Here is a 22,521-nt window from a genome sequence, read left to right as displayed (position 1 = left end):
CTCTTGGGGGGAGTGCCTGGTTGAGACCAGCCACTCTGCCGGCGGTGACCGTCCTGCGTGCGGCGATGTGGCAGGGGCTGTCGGCGGGGCCAATGCCAAAGCGGTTGGCGCGGGCCAGCGATCCGGGCGATTGCCGCGCCGTGGCTGTCAGCGCTCGCCTGCTTGCACGCGATACCACGCCGCGTAGAGTGCCGGCAGGAAAAGCAGCGTCAGCAGCGTGGCGACGATCAGCCCGCCCATGATCGCCACCGCCATCGGGCCCCAGAAGACGCTGCGCGTCAGCGGGATCATCGCCAGGATGGCCGCCGCGGCGGTCAGCATGATCGGCCGGAAGCGGCGCACGGTCGAACCGACGATCGCCTCCCAGGGAGCCTTGCCGGCCTTCTCGTCCTGTTCGATCTGGTCGACGAGGATCACCGAGTTGCGCATGATCATTCCGGAGAGCGCGATGACGCCGAGGTTGGCGACGAAACCGAAGGGAACCTGGAAGACCAGCAGCGCCGCCGCGACGCCGATCAGCCCGAGCGGGGCCGTCAGCAGCACCAGCAGCGTACGGCCGACGTTCTGCAACTGGATCATCAGCAGCGTGACGACGCTGACCAGCATCAGCGGCATCACCGCCTTGATCGAGTTCTCGCCCTTCGCCGACTCTTCGGTGGCGCCGCCGGCCTCGATGCGAAAACCCGGTGGCAGGCGCTCGCGCAGCGGGTCGAGGAGCGGATCGATGCGCGCCGTGACCGCCGGCGCCTGCATGCCGTCGCGGATGTCGGCACGCACCGTCACCGTTGGCAGCCGGTTGCGGCGGGCGATCACCGGTTCTTCCAGTTCGTAGCTGATCTTCGCCAGTTGCGCCAGCGGCACGTAGCGGCCGCTGCCGGTGTGGATGTTGATATCGGCCAGCGCCGAGATGCGGGCGCGCTCGTCGCCGGCGGCGCGCGCGACGACGTCGATCAACTGGTCGCCCTCGCGCATCTGCGTCACCGCGACGCCGGTCAGCATCGAGTTGAGGAAGGCGGCCAGTTCCTGCGAGCTGATGCCCAGTGCGCGCGCTCGGTCCTGGTCGATGTCGACGCGGATCGACTTGCCGAGTTCGTTCCAGTCGAAATTGACCTCCTTCAGGTGCGGGCTGTCGCGCATCACCGCCGCCACCTCGGCGGCCACCCGCCGCAATTCGCCGATATCCTCGCCGGAGACGCGGAAGACGACCGGGAAACCCACCGGTGGGCCGTTCTCGAGGCGCAGCACGCGCGTCCGCAGGTTGCTCCATTCGCCACCGGGATCGGCAAAGCGCTGCTCCAGGCGGCGCCGCAGATCCTCGCGTGCCGCGATGTCGTGCGTCGTGATGACGAACTGCGCGAAGCCGTCGTTGAACAGTTGCTGGTCGAGCGGCAGGTAGAAGCGCGGGCTGCCGTTGCCGACATAGCTCGCGTAATGGCGGATCGAACGTGCCATCTCCGGCTCGGCGAGGAGTTCCTCGACGCGCCTGGCGTAGGACTCGGTGGCCTGCAGCGACGAGCCGTTCGGCAACCACAGGTCGACCAGTACCTCGGGCCGGCTCGAGGCGGGGAAGAACTGCTTCTGCACGCCGAGGGTCAGCCCGGCCAGGGCAGCCACGAAAGCGAGCAGCGTCGCGACGATGACCAGCCAGCGGTGACGCAGGCACCAGTCGACGCTCGACCGCACGCGACGATGGATGGGCGTGTCGTAGGGATCCGCGCCATGCTTCGCTGCTGCCCGTTGCAGCTTCGCCGCATCGAGTATCAGATGGCCGAGGTACGGCGTGAAGACCACCGCCACCACCCAGGACACCAGCAGCGCGATGCTGACGACGGCGAAGATGGAGAACGTGTACTCGCCGGCGCCAGACTTCGCCAGACCCACCGGCATGAAGCCGACGGCGGTGATCAGCGTGCCGGTCAGCATCGGGAAGGCGGTCGAGGTGTAGGCGAAGGTCGCGGCGCGGAAGCGGTCCCAGCCCTGCTCCATCTTCACCACCATCATCTCGACGGCGATGATCGCATCGTCGACCAGCAGGCCGAGGGCAATCACCAGCGCGCCGAGCGAGATGCGCTGCAGGTCGATGCCGAAGGCGTACATCAGCAGGAAGGTCACCGCCAGCACCAGCGGAATCGACAGCGCGACGACGGCGCCGGTGCGAAGCCCGAGGCTGATGAAGGAGACGATGAGGACGATCACCACCGCCTCGCCGAGCGACGACATGAAGAGGTTCATCGACTGGCGGACGATCTCCGGCTGGTCGGCGACGACGTGCAGGTCGATGCCGACCGGCAACTGCCGCTGCAGGCGTTCGCGTGCGGCGTGCAGCCGTTCGCCGAGCCTGATCACGTCGCCACCCCGGTTCATCGCGATGCCGATGCCGATCGCATCGTGTCCCTGCACCCGCATGCGCGGCGCCGGCGGGTCGGCGAAGCCGCGCTTGACGCTGGCGATGTCGCCGAGGCGGAAAAGGCGGCCGCCGGCCTGGATGCCGATTTCGCGAATGTTCGCGACCGATTCGAAATCCCCCGAGACGCGGATGCGGACGCGGTCGGACGGCGTTTCGTAGAAACCCGACGGCGTCATCGCGTTCTGCCGCTGCAGGGCATCGAAGATGGCCAGCGGGTTGAGACCGAGCGTCGCCAGCTTGGCGTGCGACACCTCGATGAAGATCTTCTCGTCCTGCACGCCGAACAGTTCGATCTTCTTCACATCCGGCAGCTGCCGCAGCTCGCGGCCAATGCGGTCGGCTTCGCGGCGCAGCGCGGCGAGGTCGAAGCCGTCGCCCGTCAGCGCCAGGATGGTGACGAAGGTATCACCGAACTCGTCGTTGAGGAACGGGCCGACGACGCCCTGCGGCAGCGTGTGGCGCATGTCGCCGATCTTCTTGCGCACCTGGTACCACGCTTCCGGCACTTCCCTCTTCGGCGTGTAATCCTTCAGCAGGACGGTGATCAGCGACTCGCCGGGTCGGGTCTGCGAGCGCAGCACGTCCACCCAGGGCACCTCCTGCAGCTTCTTCTCGATGCGCTCGGTGATCTGCAACTGCACTTCCGGCGCCGTCGCGCCGGGCCACAGCGTGCGCACGACCATCGCCTTGAAGGTGAAGTCCGGGTCCTCTGCGCGGCCCAGCCGGAAGTACGAGAAGATGCCGGCGAGCATCAGGACGACGATCAGGTAGGCCACCAGCGAGCGGTGGCGCAACGCCCACTCGGAAAGATTCGGCAGCGTCATCGCGCCGCCGCATCGGCCGCGCGGCTACCCGGCGGCGTGCCGCGGCGGTCGGGCTGCTCGATCACGCGCACGCGTTCGCCCTCGCTCAGCTTGTGCACGCCGGCAACGACGATGCGCTCGCCGACCGTCGCGCCACTGGCGAGAACGGCGCTGTCCTCGCGGTAGGCGGCGATGGTCACCGGTCGCAGGCTGACGGACTGCGCCGCGTCGACCACCCAGAGCGCCGGCTGCCCGGCGTGCTGGAAGATCGCTGTCAACGGCACGCTCAGCCGGTTGCTGCCGTCCTGGCGCAGGAAGCGGACCGTCGCGGTCATGCCGAGCAGCACGCGCGCATCGGGCTCGCCGATCGCCACCCTGGCCGCATAGGTGCGCGTCACCGGATCGGCCACTGGCGACAGTTCGCGCAGCGTTCCGCTGTAGCGCGCCTGCGGGTCGGCCCAGAGGCTGATTTCCGCGCTGCCGAGCGAACGCACCTCGGGCATGCGCGCCTCGGGGATCGAGATCGCCACCTCGAGGGTGTCGGCCCGCGCCAGGCGCATGACCGTCTGGCCGGCAGCCACCACCTGCCCGACCTCCGCCGTCACCAGGCCGATGACTCCCGCCTGGTCGGCGCGCAGCACGGTGTACGCCGACTGGTTGCGCGCCAGCTCGGCCTGCGCGCGGGCCGCGCGGTAGGCGGTTTCCTTGCCGTCGAGCGCCGCCTGGCTGACGAAGTTCTGCGCCCGCAGGTTGCGCCAGCGCTGCACGTCGGCGGCGGCGAGTTCGAGTTGCGCGCTGGCGGCTTCGACCGACAGCAGGCTGTCCGCCGGGTCGATGCGGGCCAGGATCTCGCCCGCCTTGACGACGGCGCCGGCATCGACCGGCCGGGCCGTGATCTTGCCGGGGATGCGGAAGGCGAGTGGCGTCTCATGGCGCGAGCGGACCTCGCCCGAATAGCTCAGCGTCGCCTCGCCGGCGGTTTCGCCGAGGACGCGTGTCAGCACCGGTCGCGCCGGCTCGGGCGCCGGCTCCTCCCGACCACAGCTGGCGAGCGCGGCGAGCAGCAGCAGCGCGGGCAGCAGGGCAGGCAGCGGCCGGGCAAGGGCGGAGCGCCCGTCGCCGGCTCTCACGCCCGTTCCCCGGCGGGTTGCAGGCCGCGCAGCAGCAGCTCGAAATGCGTCTCCAGATAGTCCTCGGGCGACACCTGTTGCCCGCAGAGGCGCAGCGAGGAGCGCGAGATGGCCAGCATCAGCAGCGGCGCGATGATGACGTCGATCGCCGCCTCGACGTTCAGCGGACGAAACTCGCCACGGTCGATGCCCCGTTCGAGCGCCTGGCGCAGCAGCGCGCGGCCGCGGCCGATGACCCGTTCGCGATAGTAGTCGGCGATCTCGGGGAAGTTCCGCGCCTCCGAAATGATCAGCTTGCTGACGCCGGCCAGCGCCGTGCTGCCGATGTGCTGCCACCAGCCGAGCAGCAACTCGTGCAACAGGTCGGCGCTGCTGCCCTGATGGGTCGCCATCCGTTCCTCGGCGGCCAGCAGCGCCGCCACCATGCCGTCCTCGATGACCGCCTGGAACAGCGCTTCCTTGCCCGGAAAGTAGAGATAGAGGGTGCCCTTCGCGACCCCGGCGCGGCGCGCGACATCGTCGAGCCGGGTGGCGGCGAAGCCCTTGTCCACGAAGATCTCCAGTCCCGCCGCCAGCAGTTCGGACGGCCGCGCGTCCTTGCGCCGACGGCGAGTCGCTGGCGCGCCCGGCGCGGTGGACGAAGACTCGATGTGGGCCGTGGAGGGCATGGGTTCTGTTTAGTGACTGACCGGTCAGTAATATAGCCGTCATCGCCGCGAGTGTCAAATGTGGTGTCGGGATCACTGTCAGCCACGGCTCGATAGAGCGTTGAGCACGGCGCGCAGCATCGCCGCTCCTGTCCGCAGAAGTGGCTCCGGACCGTTGCAGGCAGAGGAAATTCAGGCTGCGCTCCGGGCGTCGCCCCGATCACCATTTGTTTCGGCATCACTTCCGATGCACAATGCCATCCATAGAGATGACGGGAGATGCCCATGAGAACGACCGTGACGATTGATGATGCCCTGTACGAGAGGGCGCTGGAAGTTGCTGATCCGGCGATGGACAAAGCCGATCTGTTTCGCGAAGCCATCAAGACCTTCGTGCGAGTTCAGGCCGCGAAACGGCTTGCCGCCTTGGGCGCCGAAATGCCGGGCATGCCGGAGATTCCTCGCCGCCGCGAGGAAACCCGTTGACCGGCGTACTCGTCGATACCTCAGTATGGGTCGATCACTTTCGCCAACGCAACGACGCGCTGGCCGTTCTACTTGAGCTTGACCGGGTCATGGTGCATCCACTGATCGTCGGTGAAATCGCGTGCGGAGCGCCACCGCAGCGTAATCGAACACTGCTCGATCTCAGCGCCTTGCAACTGACCCAGCAGGCCAGCGTCCGGGAAGTCATCGACTTCATCGAGCACGAACGGCTGTTTGGGTTGGGCTGCGGGCTGGTCGACCTGTTGCTGCTCGCCTCCACCCTGATGACGCCAGACGCCGAGCTGTGGACGCTGGACAAACGGCTTGGTGCGCTGGCGAACCGCTTTGGCGTGATGCACCGGCCCACCGGGCACTGAGGCAGCTTTGCCCGCGCAGAAGGTTCCGTTTGAGGCATCGCGGGAACGAAAGGCGCGCGGGCCAGACTCTCACCGCGCTCGGTTCGTACTGGCAGTGGAAACCGTGGTCTGTCGCTGATTTCCCTCTGCTGCCACAGAGGGCTGTGCTTCCCGCTGGCTTCAATCAACGCGCGCCCCGTGAGGGGCGCGCCCGCCGAAGCCGGATCGATGTGCCGACCAAATCTGTTAACATCCTGCGTCGCCAACTTCTGGAGACCCTCCGATGAGCAGATTTCCTCTTCGCATGCAGCTCTTCCTGGTGTGCCTTGCACTGGCGGTCGGTTTCACGGTCTTCGGCGCCTGGACGTGGCACACCATCAGCCAGACCAGGATCGGCGGTCCTGGCTACAATCGCATCGTGCTTTACAAGGATCTGGTTGCCGACATCCTGCCGCCACCGAACTACATCATCGAAACGTACCTCAGTGTCCTGCAGCTCGCCGATCCGGAGCGGGCGAGCCAGCGTGAAGCCCTCGTCGCCAAGATGGGACAGCTGCGCAAGGATTACGAGCAGCGCCACAGGTTCTGGCTTGAACAGGACTTGCCGCAGGGAATCAAGGCCCGTTTCCTCAAGGATGCCCACCAGGCCGCGGTGGGGTTCTTCGATCTGGCGGATCGCCAGCTCCTGCCTGCCATCCGTGCTGGCGACCGCGTGGCGACGCAGGACGCGCTGCGCAGGCTCGAAGAGCGCTATCTCGAACATCGGCAGGCGATCGACGATGTGGTCGCCCTCAGCACGCGCGAGCTGCAGGAGGTCGAGGCGAACGAGACGGCGGATCTGCATACCGACCTGTGGGTGTTGCTGGCCGTGTTCGTCGCCAGCATCTCGCTCGCCATCGTCGCCAATTACCTGTTCGACCGCTCGCTGCTCGCCGGCATGAGTGAAGCGGCGAGGCGTCTGGGCGATCTGGCGCGCGGCGATCTGACTGCGGCAACGCGCGCCGCCAGCCGTCGTGACGAAGTGGGGGACCTGCTGCGGTCGATCGAGGTGGCCGGTGAGCACATTGCACAGACCGTCCGGGAGATTCGCGCTGCGGCGGAAACGGTCAGTGACTCGGCGGCACGCGTCGGGGAAACCGTCGACGCTGTCGCCGAAGGCGCGCGCAGCCAGGATTCCGCAGCGAGTGCGATGGTTGCCGCAATTGACCAGATCTCGAACGGCATTTCGCTGATGGCGGGCCAGGCTGCTTCGGTGGAGCAGCGGGTGCAGCAGGCGGGTGCCCGTTGCGATCAGGGGAGTGAGGAGATCACCGCCACGGCGACCGTCGTCGAGACTCTTGCCGCCGATGTCCAGGCGACCGCCGATTCGATGCTGGTGCTCGGCGAGCATTCGCGGGAGATTTCCGGTATCGTCGGCGTGATCCGCGAGATTGCCGATCAGACCAACCTGCTGGCGCTGAATGCTGCCATCGAGGCGGCGAGGGCTGGCGAGCAGGGGCGCGGCTTTGCCGTCGTCGCCGACGAGGTGCGCAAGCTGGCGGAGAGAACGGCGCATTCGACCGACCGCATCGCGACGATGATCACCCAGATCCAGTCCGGCGTCGAGGGTGCCATGCAGGGGATGCGCGAGGGTTCGGCGCGCGCGCGCGCCAGCACCGATGCCGTTCACCGGGCGCGCGCGACGATGGCGGACATCGTCGCCCTGGCTCGCCTCCTGGTTGCCGACATGCGGCAGATCGCCGAGGGACTCGCGGCGCAGCGGCAGGGTAGTGGCGACATTTCCCGTTCCGTCGAGAAGATGGCGAGTGGGGCCGGCGAGAACAGCGGGGCGGCACACCGGCTTGCCGGCACGGCCAGGGATCTGGCGGGAACGGCCGCGCAGCTGCGGCAGTCGGTCGGGCTCTTTCGCGTCTGATGTGTCCCGGCGTCCGGGCAGCAAGACGGCCGCCGCCATTGCGCCGCCTGATTCCAGCCAGGTTCTTCCGGCAGGCTACGCCAGCGACGAGACGAAGCGCACCCGCAACCGGCGCAGCGTTCGCTCGGCGGCGAGGATGCCGCGGTACTGCGCCTCCTCGAACAACGAGAAGCCGCTGACATCGGCGTGCGCGAAGCGCAGGCGCTCGCCATCGGCGGCAAAGAGCGCGCGCGCGTCGCTCGAGATCAGTCCGGGCAGCGGTCGGACCATGGCGTGCGCATTGCGGAAGACATCGAGGCGGCTGGTCACGTGCCGGATGTCCGCATGCGGCTTCTCGAGCTCGGCGAGAATCTGCTCCGCCCAGGCCTCGCGCGGCGTCTCGCGCAGTGCGGCGCGGGCGATCGCCGGGGCGAGTTCGTCCAGACTCCGGTACCAGGTCAGCACGGTGGCGCCCTGCCGGAGGCGCATCTGCTGGTGCGTCGCGACGACGTAGCCGAGGCCGCTGCCGCGATGGAGGACGTTGTCCCAGGCCAGCGGCGCGCCGCTGCGCTCGGCCGGGAGCTGCGACAGCGTCAGGTTGGCGATCAGCCACGGCGCGTAGCTGTAACGGCGCGCGGCGTCCTTGAGCCGGGTGTGGCCGCGGAACACCCAGGGAACGAGAAACAGCGGTGCCGCCCAGATCAGCTGTTCGGCGAGCACGCGCAGCGTCCGCCGTTCGCCGGGCAGCCAGAGGTCGACCGCCAGCGGACCGCTGCCGGTGCCGCCTTCCCCCCCCTCGACGCGAAAGGCGAGTGCACCGGTCAGCAGGCGCTGGCCGACGCGCGTCTCGATCGAGCGCAGCATGCCGCTGGTCAGCCAGGCGTTGCCTTCGGGCGCGGTGAGGACGGTGTCGCTGGCCGCATTCTCCGCCTCGCCGCTGCGGCTGGCGAAGTAGTGAATCCCGGCCCAGGCCGAGACGGCAGCGCTGGCGGTGCCGTAGTCATCGCGGCAGGCGTGGTTCACGTACCAGTGCAGCTGCGGCGAGTCGAATCCCTGTGCCAGCAGCCAGTCGCGCATGCTGACGCGGTCGAGCCGAACCAGATCCGCATCGCGGCTCGACAACGCCATCGGCAGCGCGAAGGCCGGTCGGCCGGCGGCGTCACGCCGCTGCGCGAAGGCCGCGATGATGTCGGCGAAGCGGCGGTACTGCGCGCGCTCGCCGGCGCCGACCCCGGTCAGCGGCAGCAGCCCTTCCTGCCAGCGGCCGTCGAGGTAGAGGCGCTCCTGCGGTGTCGCACAGAGATGGCGTTCGTCGTACACGGGGCGCGCGGCGCGCGCATCTCCCTGCAGGACGCCCAGTTCCGCCAGCAGTTCGCGCACCGCGGTCGACTCGCGGGTCGGCAGCGGCAGGTAGTGCGCGCCCCAGGGGTAGGCGCTGACGATGTTGCGGCCGGCGCGCGAGTTGCCGCCGGCCTCTCCTTCGAGTTCGACGAGCAGGAAATCAGCGAAGCCCGCCTGCGCCAGTTTCCAGCCGGCGGCCAGTCCGGCGACGCCGGCGCCGACGATCAGCACCGGCACCTTGCGCGTCTCGCTGGCTGCCGGCAGCGCCTGTTCGCGCAGGCGATGGCCGATGTCGAGCGCGGTCCCGAGCAGTTCGCCGGGCGGCAGCGCTGGCGGCTGGCTGCGGCAGGCGGCGAGCGATGCCGCGCCGGCGGCGGCGATCGAGGCCAGGAAGTCGCGCCGGTGCATCGCGCTAACGGATCACCTGCCGCCACTCCTGCTCGAAGTAGCGCACCAGGACCTGGTTGTTGAGGCGGTTGACCTCGGCATCGACACGCTCCATGTCGCGCGGAAAGACGAACAGTGCCGGCGTCGTCTCGCGCGTCAGGAAACGGGTGTCGACGTCGTAGGATTGCGGCGGCCGGTACGGGCGGCGACCGGCGATGACGAAGCCCCACTCGCCGAACGAGGGGACCAGCGCATGGTAGGGCGTTGCCAGCAGGCCGACGCTTTCCAGTGTCGTGACGACGCACCAGAACGAGCGGCGGGCGTACAGCGGCGAGGTGGACTGGATGACCGCCAGCCCGTTCGCTGCCAGGTGCCGGTCGAGCAGGCGGTAGAACGAAGCGCTGTACAGCTTGCCAAGCGAGAAGTTGGACGGGTCGGGGAAGTCGACGACGACGAAATCGAAGCTTTCGTCGTTCTCCTCCAGCCACTGCAGCGCATCGGCATTGATCACCCGCACGCGCGGCGAGTTCAGCGCGTCCTGGTTGAGTCTGCGCAGTGGCGGCGCGCTGGCGAACAGGCGCGTCATCGCCGGGTCGAGGTCGACGAGGACGATGCTTTCGACCTGCGGGTACTTGAGGATCTCGCGTGCCGCCAGCCCGTCGCCACCGCCAAGGACGAGCACGCGCCGCGCCGACGGCAGGGTCGCCAGGCCCGGGTGCACCAGCGCCTCATGGTAGCGGTACTCGTCGCGCGAGCTGAACTGCAGGTTGTTGTTCAGGTGCAGGCGCAGATCATCCTTCCAGCGCGTCAGGACGATGCGTTGATACGGCGTGCTCTCGCTGTAGACGATCTCGTCGGCATAGAGCTGGCTTTCGGCGAGCGTCGTCAGTTCGCCGGCGGCGGCGAACGCCGTCAGCAGCGAGAGCAGCGCGAAGCCGCCCTGCGCCCGCAGCCAGCCGGCGTTCGGCAACTGTTCGCGGAACAGCCACCACGTCCAGAGCGCCACGCCGACGTTGAGGACGCCGAAGAGCAGCGCGCTGCGGATCAGCCCGAGGTGTGGCACGAGAAGGATCGGGAAGAGGATCGATACCGCGAGCGCACCGAGATAGTCGAAGGTGAGCACCTGCGAGACGAGCTCGCGGAACGCCAGGTCCCGCTTGAGGATGCGCATGACCAGCGGGATCTCGAGGCCGACGAGCACCCCGACGGCGAAGACGACGAGGTAGAGCAGCAGCTGGAAGGGCGCCGGCGACCAGGTGAAGGAGAAGAACAGCAGGGCTGCCGAGAAGCCGCCGAGCACGCCGACCAGCAGCTCGACCTGGATGAAGCGCTGGACGAGCTGCTCGCCGACGTAGCGCGACAGCCACGAGCCGACGCCCATGGCGAAGAGGTAGCTGCCGATGACCGTCGAAAACTGCGTCACCGAATCGCCGAGCAGGTAGCTGGCGAGCGTCGCGGCGATCAGTTCATACGCCAGCCCGCAGGAGGCGATGACGAAGACCGAGAGGAGCAGCGCCCGTTTCATCTTCCGCCGGCCGGCGCAGCGCGCCGACAGCTGCGACGACGGCGCGCCGTCGCGCCCCGCGTCCGTGCCGCCGCCGGCAGGCAGCGGCTGGTGCTGCGCATGCGCGGGCGACGTCGTTCGTGGGCGATCGGAGAAGGGGGCATGCCCGGCATTCTATGCGCATGCGCCAGCGGTGGGCGCAAGGCGATGCCGTCGGCCGGCGGGGGAGGCGTCCGCCAGGCAAGCGACCGATTCCGCGAGATCTGCTTCCTGGCGCGCCAGGCACGGACGCGGCCGAAGCGCCTGCCGGATGCTCAACAGTCCGGCAGTCCCCGTCCGGCGCGGGGCGGTTCAGGTCTGTTTCCCTCGCCACGCTGCCAACGCGTCGATGGACTGTTCGAGTGAAGCGAGAAGTTCGACGCCCGCCACCTCGGGCAGGCGCCTGACGCCGCCGCCGCCGGCCCACAGTCCCACTGCGGTGGGCAGGAGCGCGCGCAACTGCTGCAGCAGTCCGGGGATCTGGCGTTGCGGGAAGGCGACCGAGAACGACAGGGTGACGATGTCGGCGCGGTGGGCGCCGGCGGCACTGGCGATTTCAAGCAGTGGCATCTGCGTGCCAAGCGGAATGCATTCGGCACCTTCGAGCGCGAACAGGGCCTCGGCCATCAGCAGTCCGAGGCCGTGCAGTTCGTCCGGGACGCTGGTGAGAATGATCCGCGGGCTTCGCCTGCCTCCGGGCAGGCTGCCGATCACCTGGCGCAGGAGGCGCATGGTCAGTTCGGTGAACAGGTGCTCCTCGAATACCTCGATGCGGCCTTCCTCCCAGGCTGCGCCGACGAGGCGGGTGAGCGGAGCAACGGTGTCCTGGACAAAACGCACCAGCCCCTGGCGCGCCAATCGCTGCTGCATCGCCTCCTGATAGGCGGCGCCGTCATGCCGCTTGATCAGCGAAATCAGGTCACCGAGTTCCTCGCCGGCGCTGGCGCCGGCGACCGCCAGCGCCGGTTGCGGACGCCGCGGCGCCAGCGCGTTCAGTTCCTCGCTGGGGGTGGCCAGCAGCTTGCCCGGCCGGTGCCCGGCATCCATCAGGCGCTTCACCAAGCGCAGACGCTCCACCTGATCCGCCGGATAGATGCGCTCGCCATGGTCGTCGCGGGCAGGGGCGGGAAAGCCGTAGCGCCGCTCCCAGACGCGCAGGACATCCTTGGACAGACCCGTATCGCGTTCGACGGCAGCAATGTTGAAGCCGGGATTGATCATAATTGTCCTGAACAAAAGTTAGACAAACTGTTGACACTGGGAACTTCGGCGCGTACATTAGCGACAAATGACGAAAATGTCCAGGACAAAGGGAAGAAAGGTTCGGCATGGTCACTGACTGGAAACGTTCCACGCTGGTCGCCGCCCTGCTGACGCTGGGGATCGTCGCGCCGTCGTCCGCCAGCGCTTGCCCGCCCTTGCTCAACCACACGTTTCCCGCTCTGCAGGATGGCAAGCCGGTGCCACTCTGCCAGTACGCCGGCAAGGTCATCCTGGTGGTCAATACGGCGAGCTTCTGCGGCTTTACCTCGCAGTACGACGGGCTGGAGAAGCTCCATGAGCGGCTGAAGGACAAGGGGCTGGTCGTCCTCGGCTTCCCGTCCAACGACTTCGGCGAGCAGGAGCCCGGCAGCAACAGGGAGATCGCAGAGTTCTGCCGCCTGACCGACGGCGTCGATTTCCCGATGTTCGCCAGGACGACGGTCAGTGGCGGCAACGCCAATGCCTTCTACCGCATGCTGGCGGAAACCACCGGCAGCAAGCCGCGCTGGAATTTCCACAAGTACCTGATCAACCGCGATGCCTCGCGGGTCGTCGCCTACGCCAGCGCGACCAGGCCGGATGACCGCGAGCTGCTGCAGAAGATCGACGAGTTCCTCAAGTAGCTCGACCGCCCCCACCCACATGGAGAGATTGTAATGAACGCACCAGAACACTTCTTCCTGCCCGACGTCCAGTCGGCCGCCGATGGCCGCCGACTGGCGATCCAGAACGTCGGCGTCAAGGGGCTGCGCTACCCGTTGCAGATCCAGACCGCCAGTGGCGAGATCATGAACACCGTGGCCAGCCTGACGATGACCGTCGGCTTGCCGCCCGAGGTCAAGGGTACCCACATGTCGCGCTTCGTCGAACTCCTCGAGGGTCGCAGCGGCGCGCTGACGCAGGAGGGCCTGTTCGCGTTGCTCGCGGACATGCTGCTGCGCCTCGACGCGACGAGCGGCCGCATCGAGATGAGCTTTCCCTACTTCATCCGCAAGACGGCGCCGGTGTCGGGCGTCGAAAGCCTGCTCGACTACGACGCGACGCTGCTCATCGACCGGCCGCACGGGCAGCCCGCAGCGCTGACGCTGCGCGTGACGGCGGCGGTGACCAGTCTCTGCCCCTGCTCGAAGAAGATCTCCGACTACGGAGCGCACAACCAGCGCTCGCACCTCACGCTGGAAGCGAAACTGCGCTCGCCCATGACCATCGAGGAACTCGTCCGCGTGGCCGAGGAAGAGGCGTCGTGCGAAGTCTTCGGCCTGCTCAAGCGCCCCGACGAAAAGTGGGTGACCGAACGCGCCTACGACAACCCGAAGTTCGTCGAGGATCTGGTGCGCGACATCGCGCTGCGTCTGATGGGCGAGCCACGCATCGCCGAATGGAAGGTCGCCTCGGAGAACTTCGAGTCGATCCACAACCATTCGGCCTACGCTGAACTCTTCGGCGCCAACGCGTAGGAGACGGTCATGCGCGACACGCAACGAATCGCCGTCGTCGGCGCCGGCATCTCCGGTCTCGCCGCAGCCTGGCTGCTTGGCCGCCGGCACGCGGTGACCCTGTTCGAGGCCGGCAGCCATCTCGGTGGTCACACCAACACCGTCGACGTCACCCTTGAAGGCAGGACGCATCCGGTCGATACCGGCTTCCTCGTCTTCAATGACAAGACCTATCCCAACCTGATCGCGCTCTTCGCGCTGCTCGGGGTGGACAGCGTCGAGACCGAGATGTCGTTCGCGGTCAGCCTGGAGGACCCGGACATCGAATGGTCGGGCAGCAACCTCGCCACCATCTTCGGGCAGAAGCGCAACCTGGTGCGCCCGCAGTTCTGGGCCATGTTGTCCGACATCCTGCGCTTCAACCGCGAGGCCGTCGCGTGGCTGCACGCGTACCCCGACGACCAGCGCAGCCTGCGTGACTTCCTGGGCGCGGGTGGCTACTCCGCGGCATTCTCCGAATGGTACCTGTTGCCGATGGCCGCAGCGATCTGGTCCTGCCCGACCGGGCAGATGCTCGATACGCCGCTCGCCACCTTCGTCCGCTTCTGCCGCAACCACGGCCTGCTGCAGGTCTTCGACCGCCCCCTGTGGCGTACCGTCAGGGGTGGCGGCCGCGAGTACGTGCGCCGCATCGCGCAACAGCTCGACGACGTCCGCCTCGCCTGCCCGGTGAGCACGGTGAGCCGCGATGGCGAGGGACTGCGCCTGACCCACGCCGGCGGCGTCGAGCGCTTCGACAGGGTCGTGATGGCCTGCCACAGCGACCAGGCGCGAGCCATTCTCGGCGGCACCGCCAGCGAGGCGCAGCGCGAAGTGCTGGCGGCGATCCGCTACCAGCCCAACCGTGCCGTCCTGCACACCGACCGAGCCCTCCTGCCGCGCGACGAAAAATTGTGGTCGGCGTGGAACTACAGTGCCGGCAGCGGCACGCCGGGCGAGCAGCCGGTGGCGGTTTCCTACCTGATCAACCGCCTGCAGCCGTTGCCCTTCGCGACGCCGGTCGTCGTCACCCTCAATCCGGTGCGCGCGCCCGATCCGGCCCGGGTCATCGCCGAATTCGACTACGCCCACCCGATCTTCGACGGCCCGGCCATCGCCGCGCAGCAGCGACTCGCCGAGGTGCAGGGTGAGGGCGGCATCTGGCTCGCTGGCGCCTGGGGCAGCTACGGGTTCCACGAAGACGGCCTCAAGTCGGCCCTGCGCGTCGCCAACGCCATGGGCATCGCCGCTCCGTGGCAGGGCGAGGGCGCGCGGCGCGTCCGCGCACGGGCGAGCGCCTGAGGCCGACATGCCTGCCCGTCCTCGACTGCTGATCGGCCAAGTGATGCACCGCCGTCTGCGCCCGGTGGTCAATGCCTTCACCTACCCGGTCTTTTTCGTCCAGTTGCCGCTGGCCGACCTGGCGGCGGCCAGCGGGCCACTCTTCTCGGTCGATCGCTTCAATCTGCTCAGTTTCCACCAGAGGGACCACGGGCCACGCGATGGTTCGCCGCTGCTGCCCTGGATCCAGTCGCAGTTGCGCAGCCGCGGCCTGCCCGATGACGGAGAGGTCGTCCTGCAGTGCTTCCCGCGGGTGTTCGGCTTCGTCTTCAATCCGGTCAGCTTCTGGTTCTGCCGCAACCGCGACGGCGAACTGCTCGCCGTCCTCGCCGAAGTCAGCAATACCTTTGGCGGTCGCCACTGCTACCTGCTGCACAACGCCGACGGCGCTCCGCTAAGCGCGGCGCAGACGGTCAGGGCGAGCAAGACCTTCCACGTTTCGCCGTTCTGCGAAGTGACAGGCGGCTACCGCTTCCGCTTCCTTGTCGAGCGTGAGCGTCCGCTGGTCCGCATCGACTACGACGACACCGCCGGTGCCCTGCTGCTGACCTCGATCACCGGCAGACCGACGACCTGGTCCACCCGCGCCCTGCTCGGCACCCTGTTGCGCATGCCGCTGCTGACCGCCGGCGTCGTCCTCCGCATCCACTGGCAGGCGCTCCGGCTCTGGATCAAGGGCGTGCCCTTCTTTGGCGCGCGTCCTTCCGATCAACGGCAACCCCTTCAGGAATCAACCAAATGAATGAGACGATGATCCTGCGCAGCGGCCAAGGCCCGGCGCCAGCCACCTCCCGCGTTCTCGCGCTCCTCGAGCGGATTGCCGGCGGCATTCTCGAGGTTCGCCTGCCCGACGGGTCTTGCCGCCTGTATGGCGCGGGCGATCACGGCGTCACCCTGCAGGTGCATGACGAAGCGATGTTCGGGCAGGTTCTGGCGCGCGGTGACATCGGCCTGGCCGAAGCCTATCTCGACGGCCACTGGGATTCGCCCGACGTCGCCGGCCTGCTGGCACTGCTGGCGCGCAATCGCGACGCCCTGCGCAAGGCGGTGTACGGTTCGTGGCGCAACCTGCTCGCGGCGCGCGTGCGCCACTGGCTGAACGGCAACAGCCGGTCCGGCAGCAAGCGCAACATCATGGCCCACTACGATCTTGGCAACGACTTCTACCGGCTGTGGCTCGATCCCGGCATGAGCTATTCGGCGGCCATCTACCCCGCGACCGACTGCGGCGACCTGGAAGGCGCCCAGCGCGCCAAGTACCGCCGCATCCTGCGCCGCCTGCAGGCCGGACCGGGGCAGAGCGTCCTCGAAATCGGCTGCGGCTGGGGCGGCTTCGCCGAGATCGCGGTCGCGGCAGGACTGCAGGTCACCGGACTGACCCTGTCGCCGGCACAGCTCGAATGGGCACGACAGCGGGTGCCACGAGCCGATCTCCGGCTGCAGGACTACCGCGATACCTGCGGGCAGTTCGACCACGTCGTTTCGATCGAGATGTTCGAGGCCGTCGGCGAGCGCTGGTGGCCGACCTACTTCCGTTCGGTTGCTCGGGCGCTGAAGCCGGGCGGCCGGGCGGTGATCCAGAGCATCACCATCCGCGACGACCTGTTCGCCGACTACCGCAAGGGAACCGACTTCATCCAGCAATACGTCTTCCCGGGCGGCATGCTGCCGTCGCGCCCGGCCTTCCGTGCCGCCGCGGCGAGGCAGGGGCTGGCGGTGCACGGCGAATACGCTTTCGGCGCCGACTACGCGCGCACCCTGGGCGAATGGCGCCGCGCCTTCGAAGCCAACTGGCCGCAGATCGCCGCGCTCGGTTTTGACGAGCAGTTCCGGCGCCTCTGGCGTCTTTATCTCTCTTACTGCGAGGCGGGCTTCCTCGCCGGGAGCATCGATGTCGTCCAGTTCGAACTTGCTCATCAATAGGCGCCGCCTGTTGCTGGCGCTGGCCGCATCGCCGCTGGCAGGGCTGGCGATGACCGGAACGGCGACCGCGGCACCGACCACCGGCCTGCGGCGCTGGGGAAGCGGCGAGTTCCGCCGCTTCGGCTTGCTGATTTACGCGGCGACGCTGTGGGCCAGCGGCGACGATCCGCTGCAGCCGCCGCTGGCGCTCGAGCTGACCTACAAGCGGACCATCAAGGGCCGCGATATCGCCGACGCCAGCATCGGTGAGATGCGCAAACTCGGCGTTGCCGGCGAGGCCCGCCTGCGCGCGTGGGGCGAGCGGATGCTCGCGATCTTTCCCGATGTCCGGCGCGGCGACCGTATCGTCGGCGTGCAGCTGCCCGAGGCGGCGCGCTTCTACTTCAACGACCGCAGCATCGGCTCGATCGATGACCCCGCCTTTGCCCGGGCCTTTTTCGCCATCTGGCTCGATGCCGGAACCAGCGCTCCCGACCTGCGCGCCGCGCTGCTGACGCGCCTGGAATCGTAAGGCGATGAACGCCGGCCACACGCTCGCCTACGGCCTCCTCGGTCTGCCACTGGCCTTCGCGGCGCTGCCGATCTACGTCCACGTGCCGCGCCTCTACGCCGAGGTGGCCGGTCTGGAACTCGCGCTGCTCGGCGCCATCCTGCTCGGCACGCGGCTGCTCGACGCCGGCATCGACCCGTGGCTGGGCTGGCTCGCCGATCGCGTGCCGCGCCCGACCATGGTCGCGCTGGCCCTCGTGCCCTTTGCGGCCGGCTTCGTCGCCCTGCTCAACCCGCCGATCGACCACGCGGCGCTCTGGCTGGCGGGCTCGCTGGCGCTGACCTACCTTGGTTTCTCGGCCGCATCGGTTGCCTACCAGGCATGGGGCGCCGACGTCGGCGCCAATTCCGCGCAGCGCACGCGATTGACCGCCGCCCGCGAGGGCTTCGGGCTGCTTGGCGTCGTCCTCGCCGCCGCCCTGCCGGCGCTGCTCGCCAGCGACCTCGGCGAGGGGATCAGGCGCCTCTCATGGATCCTGCCGCCGCTGCTGCTGCTCGCCGCTGCCACGACCTTCAGCCGGGTCGGCGCCGGCCAGCCGGTGCACGCGCCGCGACAGCCGCTGCTGCCGAGCCTGCGTCTGATCCTCGGCGACCGTGCCTTTCGCCGTCTGCTCGGCGTCTTCATCGCCAACGGCGTCGCCGCCGCCCTGCCGGCGACGCTGTTCCTCTTCTTCGTCGCCGACGTGCTGCAACTGGAGCGGGCGAGCGGCCCGTTGCTGGCGTCGTACTTCGTCGCCGGCGCCGCCTCGCTGCCGCTCTGGGTCAGACTGGCGGCGTGCTGCGGGCGGGTGGTTGCCTGGCTGGCGGCGATGGGCCTGTCGATCATCGCCTTCGCTGGCGCCAGCCTTCTCGGCGCCGGCGACCTGTGGCCATTCGCGGCGATCTGCGTCGCTTCCGGACTGGCGCTGGGTGCCGACCTGGCCCTGCCCGCCGCCATCGCCGCCGACCTCGGCGAGCGTCAGGGGCAGGCCGGGGCGTGCTTCGGCGTCTGGAACTTCATCGCCAAACTCAACCTGGCTCTGGCCGCCGGGCTGGCGCTGCCGCTCCTCGCCCTGCTCGGCTACGTGCCGGGCGGTGGCGACGGCCTGTCCTCGCTGACCTTCGCCTACGCCCTGTTGCCGCTGGCCTTCAAGGCGCTGGCCGCAGCGCTGCTCTGGCGCTGGCGTCATTCCCTGGAGATCTGAAATGAAGCTTCTCATCGCCGCCGCCTTCACCCTCGGTCTGACCGCCTGCGCCTCGCCGGGAGTCGAACAGTACCGTGCCGAACAGCCGGTCCTCGACCTCAAGGCCTACCTGAACGGCACCCTCGACGCCTGGGGCATCTTCCAGGGGCGGCGTGGCGACGTCCAGAAGCGCTTCCACGTCGTCATCGACGCCAGATGGACCGGCGATACCGGCATCCTCGACGAGCGCTTCAGCTGGTCGGACGGCAGCACCTCGCACCGCGTCTGGACCCTGACGAAACAGGCCGACGGCAGCTTCCGCGGCACGGCCGATGACGTCGTCGGCGAGGCGATCGGCGAGGTGGCCGGCAATGCACTGCGCTGGCGCTACGTGCTGGCGCTGCCGGTCGACGGCACGGTGTACCACGTCGATTTCGACGACTGGATGTTCCTGATGGACGACAAGGTGATGCTGAACCGCTCCTACATGAGCAAGTGGGGCTTCGATCTCGGCGAAGTCACGCTCACCTTCGTCAAGCGATGAACCCAAAGATCACCGACTGGTGCGGCAGGCGCGTCTGGCTGGTCGGCGCGTCGAGCGGGATCGGCGCCGCGCTGGCAGGCGAGCTGGCGCGGCGCGGCGCGCGCGTCGCGCTCTCCGCGCGCAGCGCCGACCGGCTGCGCGCGCTCGGCATCGACGGCGCGCTGCTGCTGCCCTGCGACGCCACCGACAGCGCCAGCCTGGCGGCTGCCCGCGCGAGCCTGCTGGCGGCGTGGCGCGGCGTCGACCTGGTGATCTACCTGGCCGGAGACTACGTGCCGATGCGCACCGCGGACTTCGACCTGGCGGCCGCCGAAAGGATCGTCAGCGTCAACTTCAACGGCGCCATGCGCCTGGCGGCGACCGTGCTGCCCGACCTGCGGGCCGGCGGCGGCATCGCCTTCGTCGCCAGCGTCGCCGGCTACCGCGGCCTGCCCAGGGCGCTGGCCTACGGGCCGGGCAAGGCGGCGCTGATCCACTTCGCCGAATGCCTGCACCTCGATCTCGCGCCACAGGGGATAGGCGTCTGGCTCGTCAATCCCGGCTTCGTTGCGACGCAGCTCACCGCGCGGAACGATTTCGCCATGCCGGCTCTGCTGACGCCCGAGGAGGCGGCGCTCGCCACCGTCGAAGGCTGGCGGGCGGGCAGCTTCGAGATCCATTACCCGCGGCGCTTCACCCGCATCATGAAGTTGCTCGCGCTGCTGCCCTACCGCTGGTATTTTCCCCTCGTCCGTCGCCTGACCGGAAGTTGAGATGAACCTGGATGAGCTGATCGAATTCTTCCACGGCCTGACGCCGGAAAGCGTCGCCCGCTTTCCCGAGTTCTACAGCGCCGATGCCTGCTTCAAGGACCCGTTCAACGAGGTGCGTGGGGTCGCCGCGATCCAGCGCATCTTCGCCCACATGTTCGAGCAGGTCGGCGAGCCGCGCTTCGTCGTCAGCGAAAGGGTGGCCGATGAAGGCGGCGCCATGCTGGTCTGGACCTTCAGCTTCCGGGCTGCGCGCTGGGGCGGCGGCAGGACGCAGATCATCCGCGGCGTTTCCCACCTGCGCTTCGACGCCGCCGGCAAGGTCAGTCACCACCGCGACTACTGGGACGCGGCCGAGGAACTCTACATGAAGCTTCCCGTCGTCGGCATGCTGCTGCGCGGCTTGCGCCGGGTGCTGGCGGCACCGGTCGCCGGCGTCAGGTCCTGATCCGGGGCGTCCCATCGGCGTCGTGCCGGCGGCGAAGGGGCTGGGGTGGCAGACATCGCGACGGTGAAATCGGCTACCATGCGCCCTGTGCCGGCGCGGTGGCGTTGCCGCCCCGGCGCGCCAAGCGCGCCGACAACGATGGCGAGAACCTGGATGAACCACTGATGAACTCCCCCGACAGGCCTTTCGAAATGGCCCGGCCGACCCTGGCGGTGCTCTTCCTTTGCGTCCTCATCGCGGCATCGCTGTGGATCCTGCAGCCATTCCTGCCAGCGCTGATCTGGGCGACGATGGTCGTCGTCGCCTCATGGCCGCTGCTGCTCCGCGCGCAGCAATGCTTCGGCAATCGTCGTCTGCCGGCGGTGATCCTGATGACCTTCCTGGTTCTCCTTGGCCTGGTCGTGCCGCTGTCGGTGGCCATCGCCACCATCGTTGACAACGCCGACCAGATCGCCGAATGGGGCAAGGCGCTGAGCGGACTGCGCGTGCCGCAGTCGCCACCGGAATGGGTCGGCGAGGTGCCGTTGCTCGGCGGGCGGCTCGAGCACGCGTGGCGGCAGGTCGCCGCGACCGGCACCGCCGAGCTGGCAGGCAAGGTCGCGCCCTACGCCGGCAACCTGACGCGCTGGTTCGTCAGCGAGATCGGCAGTTTCGGACTGGTCTTCGTGCAGTTCCTGCTCACCGTTGCCCTCGCTGCCGTCCTCTACGCTTCGGGCGAGAAGGCGGCCAGGGGTGTTCGCCGCTTCGGCTATCGCCTCGCCGGTGAACGCGGCGAGGGTGCGGTCATCCTCGCCGGCCAGGCGGCGCGTGCGGTCGCCCTCGGCGTTGGCGTCACCGCCATCGTCCAGTCGCTGCTCGGCGGTATCGGCCTGGCCATCGCCGGTGTGCCGTTCGCGCCGGTACTGACGGCGGTGATGTTCATGTTCTGCATCGCGCAGCTCGGTCCGACACTGGTCCTGGCGCCGGCCGTGGTCTGGCTGTACTGGGGCGACCAGACCGGCTGGGGCAGCTTCCTCCTGGTATGGACGATTTTCGTCGGCACCATGGACAACTTCCTGCGTCCGGTCCTGATCCGCCAGGGAGCCGACCTGCCGCTGCTGCTGATCCTCGCCGGGGTCATCGGCGGCATGCTGGCCTTCGGACTGGTCGGTCTCTTCGTCGGCCCGGTCGTCCTGGCGGTCGCCTACACGCTGCTCGAGGCCTGGATCAACGAGGTGCCGCGCGAGGTCGGCAGGTCTCCCGCGACGGTGCCTCGCCCGCCGGCGACAGGGCGGCCGAACGGCTGATGCCGTCGTTTGCGGGCACGTACGCAGCCGCCTTCTCCATTCCTTCGTCGAGGTCATACGGATGTTTTCAGGAATCATCGCAGCGGTCGGTCGGATCACCGCCATCACGCCCCGCGGAGACGGTGCGGCAACCGTTCGGTTGAGCATCGACGCCGGCGGGCTCGCGCTCGATGATGTGGCCCGCGGCGATTCGATCGCCTGCAACGGCGTCTGCCTGACCGTGGTCGACCTGGCCGGCCGGTCGTTCTCGGTCGACGTGTCGCCCGAGACGCTGGACTGCACCGTCGGCCTGGCGCAGGCGGGTGGTCCGGTCAATCTGGAGAAGGCGCTGCGGCTTGCCGACCGCCTGGGCGGCCACCTCGTCTCCGGTCATGTCGACGGCGTCGGCGAGGTGCTGCGCTTCGATGCCGTCGGTGACAACCGCCGGCTCGAGGTCCGCGCTCCCGAGTCGCTCGCCCGGTACATCGCGCGCAAGGGCTCGGTCACCGTCGACGGCGTCAGCCTGACGACCAACAGCGTCGATGGCGCGAGCTTCAGCATCAACCTCATTCCCCACACCCTGGCGGCGACGACGCTCGGCCGGCTGGCTCCCGGCAGCCGGGTGAATCTCGAGGTCGACCTCATCGCACGCTATTGTGAGCGCCTCCTCGGCGTGTCCGATGCCGTCAGATAGCCGCCCGGTTGCCGTGCGCCCGAGTCGCGGGGCGCCGGGATGATGACCAGCCGGGAACACGGTGGCGGCTGCCTGCTCTACCAGGCTTGCAGTCCGCGTCCTTCCACCCCCGT

General features: G+C 68.6%; 21 protein-coding genes. 15 read left to right on the top strand and 6 right to left on the bottom strand.

Annotated features, from left to right (window positions below):
• Positions 1-147: 147 nt before the first annotated feature.
• From NFW30_RS01190 to NFW30_RS01180, 3 genes are read right to left on the bottom strand one after another with little or no spacing between them, the layout of a single operon-like run.
• Positions 148-3,231, bottom strand: a complete 3,084-nt coding sequence (locus tag NFW30_RS01190; RefSeq protein WP_295350105.1) for an efflux RND transporter permease subunit — start codon at positions 3,229-3,231, stop codon at positions 148-150.
• Positions 3,228-4,340, bottom strand: a complete 1,113-nt coding sequence (locus tag NFW30_RS01185) for an efflux RND transporter periplasmic adaptor subunit (RefSeq protein ID WP_295350102.1) — start codon at positions 4,338-4,340, stop codon at positions 3,228-3,230. The genes NFW30_RS01190 and NFW30_RS01185 overlap by 4 nt, the downstream gene beginning before the upstream one ends.
• Complete coding sequence (locus NFW30_RS01180; protein ID WP_295350099.1) at positions 4,337-5,008, bottom strand: TetR/AcrR family transcriptional regulator; 672 nt, start codon at positions 5,006-5,008, stop codon at positions 4,337-4,339. Before NFW30_RS01180 ends, NFW30_RS01185 begins: the two co-directional genes overlap by 4 nt.
• 264 nt (positions 5,009-5,272) lie before the next feature.
• Between NFW30_RS01180 and NFW30_RS01175 the strand changes: the two genes are divergently transcribed.
• The 3 genes from NFW30_RS01175 (at position 5,273) to NFW30_RS01165 (ending at position 7,744) form a co-directional block, all read left to right on the top strand.
• On the top strand, positions 5,273-5,473 hold the full coding sequence (locus NFW30_RS01175; protein ID WP_295350096.1) for a type II toxin-antitoxin system VapB family antitoxin: 201 nt from the start codon (positions 5,273-5,275) through the stop codon (positions 5,471-5,473).
• Positions 5,470-5,850 (top strand): PIN domain-containing protein, encoded by a 381-nt coding sequence (locus NFW30_RS01170; protein ID WP_295350093.1) that lies wholly within the window; start codon positions 5,470-5,472, stop codon positions 5,848-5,850. The genes NFW30_RS01175 and NFW30_RS01170 overlap by 4 nt, the downstream gene beginning before the upstream one ends.
• Positions 5,851-6,112: 262 nt before the next feature.
• Positions 6,113-7,744: a methyl-accepting chemotaxis protein gene (locus NFW30_RS01165; protein ID WP_295350091.1), complete on the top strand. Its 1,632-nt coding sequence runs from the start codon at positions 6,113-6,115 to the stop codon at positions 7,742-7,744.
• 75 nt (positions 7,745-7,819) lie between these two features.
• On the opposite strand, the gene NFW30_RS01160 is transcribed toward NFW30_RS01165, so the two are convergent.
• From NFW30_RS01160 to NFW30_RS01150, 3 genes are all read right to left on the bottom strand, one after another.
• Positions 7,820-9,472 carry an NAD(P)-binding protein gene (locus NFW30_RS01160; protein WP_295350089.1) on the bottom strand — a complete coding sequence of 551 codons (1,653 nt, stop codon included), beginning with the start codon at positions 9,470-9,472 and terminating at the stop codon, positions 7,820-7,822.
• Between the two features lie 4 nt (positions 9,473-9,476).
• The gene (locus NFW30_RS01155; RefSeq protein ID WP_295350086.1) at positions 9,477-10,976 is read right to left on the bottom strand and encodes a polyamine aminopropyltransferase; all 1,500 of its coding nucleotides are present in this window, start codon (positions 10,974-10,976) and stop codon (positions 9,477-9,479) included.
• 330 nt (positions 10,977-11,306) lie between these two features.
• The gene (locus tag NFW30_RS01150; protein ID WP_295350083.1) at positions 11,307-12,215 is read right to left on the bottom strand and encodes a MerR family transcriptional regulator; all 909 of its coding nucleotides are present in this window, start codon (positions 12,213-12,215) and stop codon (positions 11,307-11,309) included.
• 107 nt (positions 12,216-12,322) lie between these two features.
• On the opposite strand from NFW30_RS01150, the gene NFW30_RS01145 reads away from it, so the two are divergent.
• The 12 genes from NFW30_RS01145 (at position 12,323) to NFW30_RS01090 (ending at position 22,408) form a co-directional block, all read left to right on the top strand.
• Complete coding sequence (locus tag NFW30_RS01145) at positions 12,323-12,880, top strand: glutathione peroxidase (protein ID WP_295350080.1); 558 nt, start codon at positions 12,323-12,325, stop codon at positions 12,878-12,880.
• Between the two features lie 33 nt (positions 12,881-12,913).
• Positions 12,914-13,714: a GTP cyclohydrolase FolE2 gene (gene folE2, locus NFW30_RS01140; RefSeq protein ID WP_295350077.1), complete on the top strand. Its 801-nt coding sequence runs from the start codon at positions 12,914-12,916 to the stop codon at positions 13,712-13,714.
• A 9-nt stretch (positions 13,715-13,723) separates the two neighbouring features.
• The gene (locus NFW30_RS01135; RefSeq protein WP_295350075.1) at positions 13,724-15,034 is read left to right on the top strand and encodes an FAD-dependent oxidoreductase; all 1,311 of its coding nucleotides are present in this window, start codon (positions 13,724-13,726) and stop codon (positions 15,032-15,034) included.
• 7 nt (positions 15,035-15,041) lie between these two features.
• On the top strand, positions 15,042-15,815 hold the full coding sequence (locus tag NFW30_RS01130; protein WP_295350071.1) for a DUF1365 domain-containing protein: 774 nt from the start codon (positions 15,042-15,044) through the stop codon (positions 15,813-15,815).
• Positions 15,812-16,996, top strand: a complete 1,185-nt coding sequence (locus tag NFW30_RS01125) for a cyclopropane-fatty-acyl-phospholipid synthase family protein (RefSeq protein ID WP_295350069.1) — start codon at positions 15,812-15,814, stop codon at positions 16,994-16,996. The genes NFW30_RS01130 and NFW30_RS01125 overlap by 4 nt, the downstream gene beginning before the upstream one ends.
• Complete coding sequence (locus NFW30_RS01120) at positions 16,965-17,507, top strand: chalcone isomerase family protein (protein ID WP_295350066.1); 543 nt, start codon at positions 16,965-16,967, stop codon at positions 17,505-17,507. The genes NFW30_RS01125 and NFW30_RS01120 overlap by 32 nt, the downstream gene beginning before the upstream one ends.
• A 4-nt stretch (positions 17,508-17,511) precedes the next feature.
• A complete protein-coding gene (locus NFW30_RS01115; RefSeq protein WP_295350064.1) occupies positions 17,512-18,729 on the top strand; it encodes an MFS transporter in 1,218 nt (405 codons plus the stop codon).
• A 1-nt stretch (position 18,730) separates the two neighbouring features.
• Positions 18,731-19,252 (top strand): DUF3833 domain-containing protein, encoded by a 522-nt coding sequence (locus NFW30_RS01110; protein ID WP_295350061.1) that lies wholly within the window; start codon positions 18,731-18,733, stop codon positions 19,250-19,252.
• A complete protein-coding gene (locus NFW30_RS01105; protein WP_295350058.1) occupies positions 19,249-20,004 on the top strand; it encodes an SDR family NAD(P)-dependent oxidoreductase in 756 nt (251 codons plus the stop codon). Before NFW30_RS01110 ends, NFW30_RS01105 begins: the two co-directional genes overlap by 4 nt.
• 1 nt (position 20,005) lies before the next feature.
• A complete protein-coding gene (locus tag NFW30_RS01100; RefSeq protein ID WP_295350055.1) occupies positions 20,006-20,449 on the top strand; it encodes a nuclear transport factor 2 family protein in 444 nt (147 codons plus the stop codon).
• A gap of 164 nt (positions 20,450-20,613) precedes the next feature.
• Positions 20,614-21,735, top strand: coding sequence for an AI-2E family transporter YdiK (gene ydiK, locus NFW30_RS01095; protein WP_295350052.1), 1,122 nt, complete (start codon positions 20,614-20,616; stop codon positions 21,733-21,735).
• 61 nt (positions 21,736-21,796) lie between these two features.
• Positions 21,797-22,408, top strand: coding sequence for a riboflavin synthase (locus NFW30_RS01090; RefSeq protein ID WP_295350049.1), 612 nt, complete (start codon positions 21,797-21,799; stop codon positions 22,406-22,408).
• Positions 22,409-22,521 lie beyond the last annotated feature (113 nt).

It is taken from the genome of Accumulibacter sp. (genome assembly GCF_023806635.1).
In the GTDB taxonomy this organism is placed as follows: domain Bacteria; phylum Pseudomonadota; class Gammaproteobacteria; order Burkholderiales; family Rhodocyclaceae; genus Accumulibacter.
The sequence above is the reverse complement of the archived record's forward strand: the minus strand, read 5'-3'. Positions and strand labels throughout refer to the sequence as shown.

What these genes read in the sequence shown, in the direction of transcription:
- NFW30_RS01090 (WP_295350049.1), top strand. Translation starts at nt 21,797, where the DNA reads ATGTTTTCAGGAATCATCGCAGCGGTCGGTCGGATCACCGCCATCACG.
- NFW30_RS01145 (WP_295350080.1), top strand. Translation starts at nt 12,323, where the DNA reads ATGGTCACTGACTGGAAACGTTCCACGCTGGTCGCCGCCCTGCTGACG.
- NFW30_RS01165 (WP_295350091.1), top strand. Translation starts at nt 6,113, where the DNA reads ATGAGCAGATTTCCTCTTCGCATGCAGCTCTTCCTGGTGTGCCTTGCA.
- NFW30_RS01180 (WP_295350099.1), bottom strand. Translation starts at nt 5,008, where the DNA reads ATGCCCTCCACGGCCCACATCGAGTCTTCGTCCACCGCGCCGGGCGCG.
- NFW30_RS01135 (WP_295350075.1), top strand. Translation starts at nt 13,724, where the DNA reads ATGCGCGACACGCAACGAATCGCCGTCGTCGGCGCCGGCATCTCCGGT.
- ydiK (WP_295350052.1), top strand. Translation starts at nt 20,614, where the DNA reads ATGAACTCCCCCGACAGGCCTTTCGAAATGGCCCGGCCGACCCTGGCG.
- NFW30_RS01190 (WP_295350105.1), bottom strand. Translation starts at nt 3,231, where the DNA reads ATGACGCTGCCGAATCTTTCCGAGTGGGCGTTGCGCCACCGCTCGCTG.
- NFW30_RS01115 (WP_295350064.1), top strand. Translation starts at nt 17,512, where the DNA reads ATGAACGCCGGCCACACGCTCGCCTACGGCCTCCTCGGTCTGCCACTG.
- NFW30_RS01150 (WP_295350083.1), bottom strand. Translation starts at nt 12,215, where the DNA reads ATGATCAATCCCGGCTTCAACATTGCTGCCGTCGAACGCGATACGGGT.
- NFW30_RS01125 (WP_295350069.1), top strand. Translation starts at nt 15,812, where the DNA reads ATGAATGAGACGATGATCCTGCGCAGCGGCCAAGGCCCGGCGCCAGCC.
- NFW30_RS01105 (WP_295350058.1), top strand. Translation starts at nt 19,249, where the DNA reads ATGAACCCAAAGATCACCGACTGGTGCGGCAGGCGCGTCTGGCTGGTC.
- NFW30_RS01130 (WP_295350071.1), top strand. Translation starts at nt 15,042, where the DNA reads ATGCCTGCCCGTCCTCGACTGCTGATCGGCCAAGTGATGCACCGCCGT.
- NFW30_RS01100 (WP_295350055.1), top strand. Translation starts at nt 20,006, where the DNA reads ATGAACCTGGATGAGCTGATCGAATTCTTCCACGGCCTGACGCCGGAA.
- NFW30_RS01160 (WP_295350089.1), bottom strand. Translation starts at nt 9,472, where the DNA reads ATGCACCGGCGCGACTTCCTGGCCTCGATCGCCGCCGCCGGCGCGGCA.
- NFW30_RS01175 (WP_295350096.1), top strand. Translation starts at nt 5,273, where the DNA reads ATGAGAACGACCGTGACGATTGATGATGCCCTGTACGAGAGGGCGCTG.
- NFW30_RS01120 (WP_295350066.1), top strand. Translation starts at nt 16,965, where the DNA reads ATGTCGTCCAGTTCGAACTTGCTCATCAATAGGCGCCGCCTGTTGCTG.
- NFW30_RS01155 (WP_295350086.1), bottom strand. Translation starts at nt 10,976, where the DNA reads ATGAAACGGGCGCTGCTCCTCTCGGTCTTCGTCATCGCCTCCTGCGGG.
- folE2 (WP_295350077.1), top strand. Translation starts at nt 12,914, where the DNA reads ATGAACGCACCAGAACACTTCTTCCTGCCCGACGTCCAGTCGGCCGCC.
- NFW30_RS01110 (WP_295350061.1), top strand. Translation starts at nt 18,731, where the DNA reads ATGAAGCTTCTCATCGCCGCCGCCTTCACCCTCGGTCTGACCGCCTGC.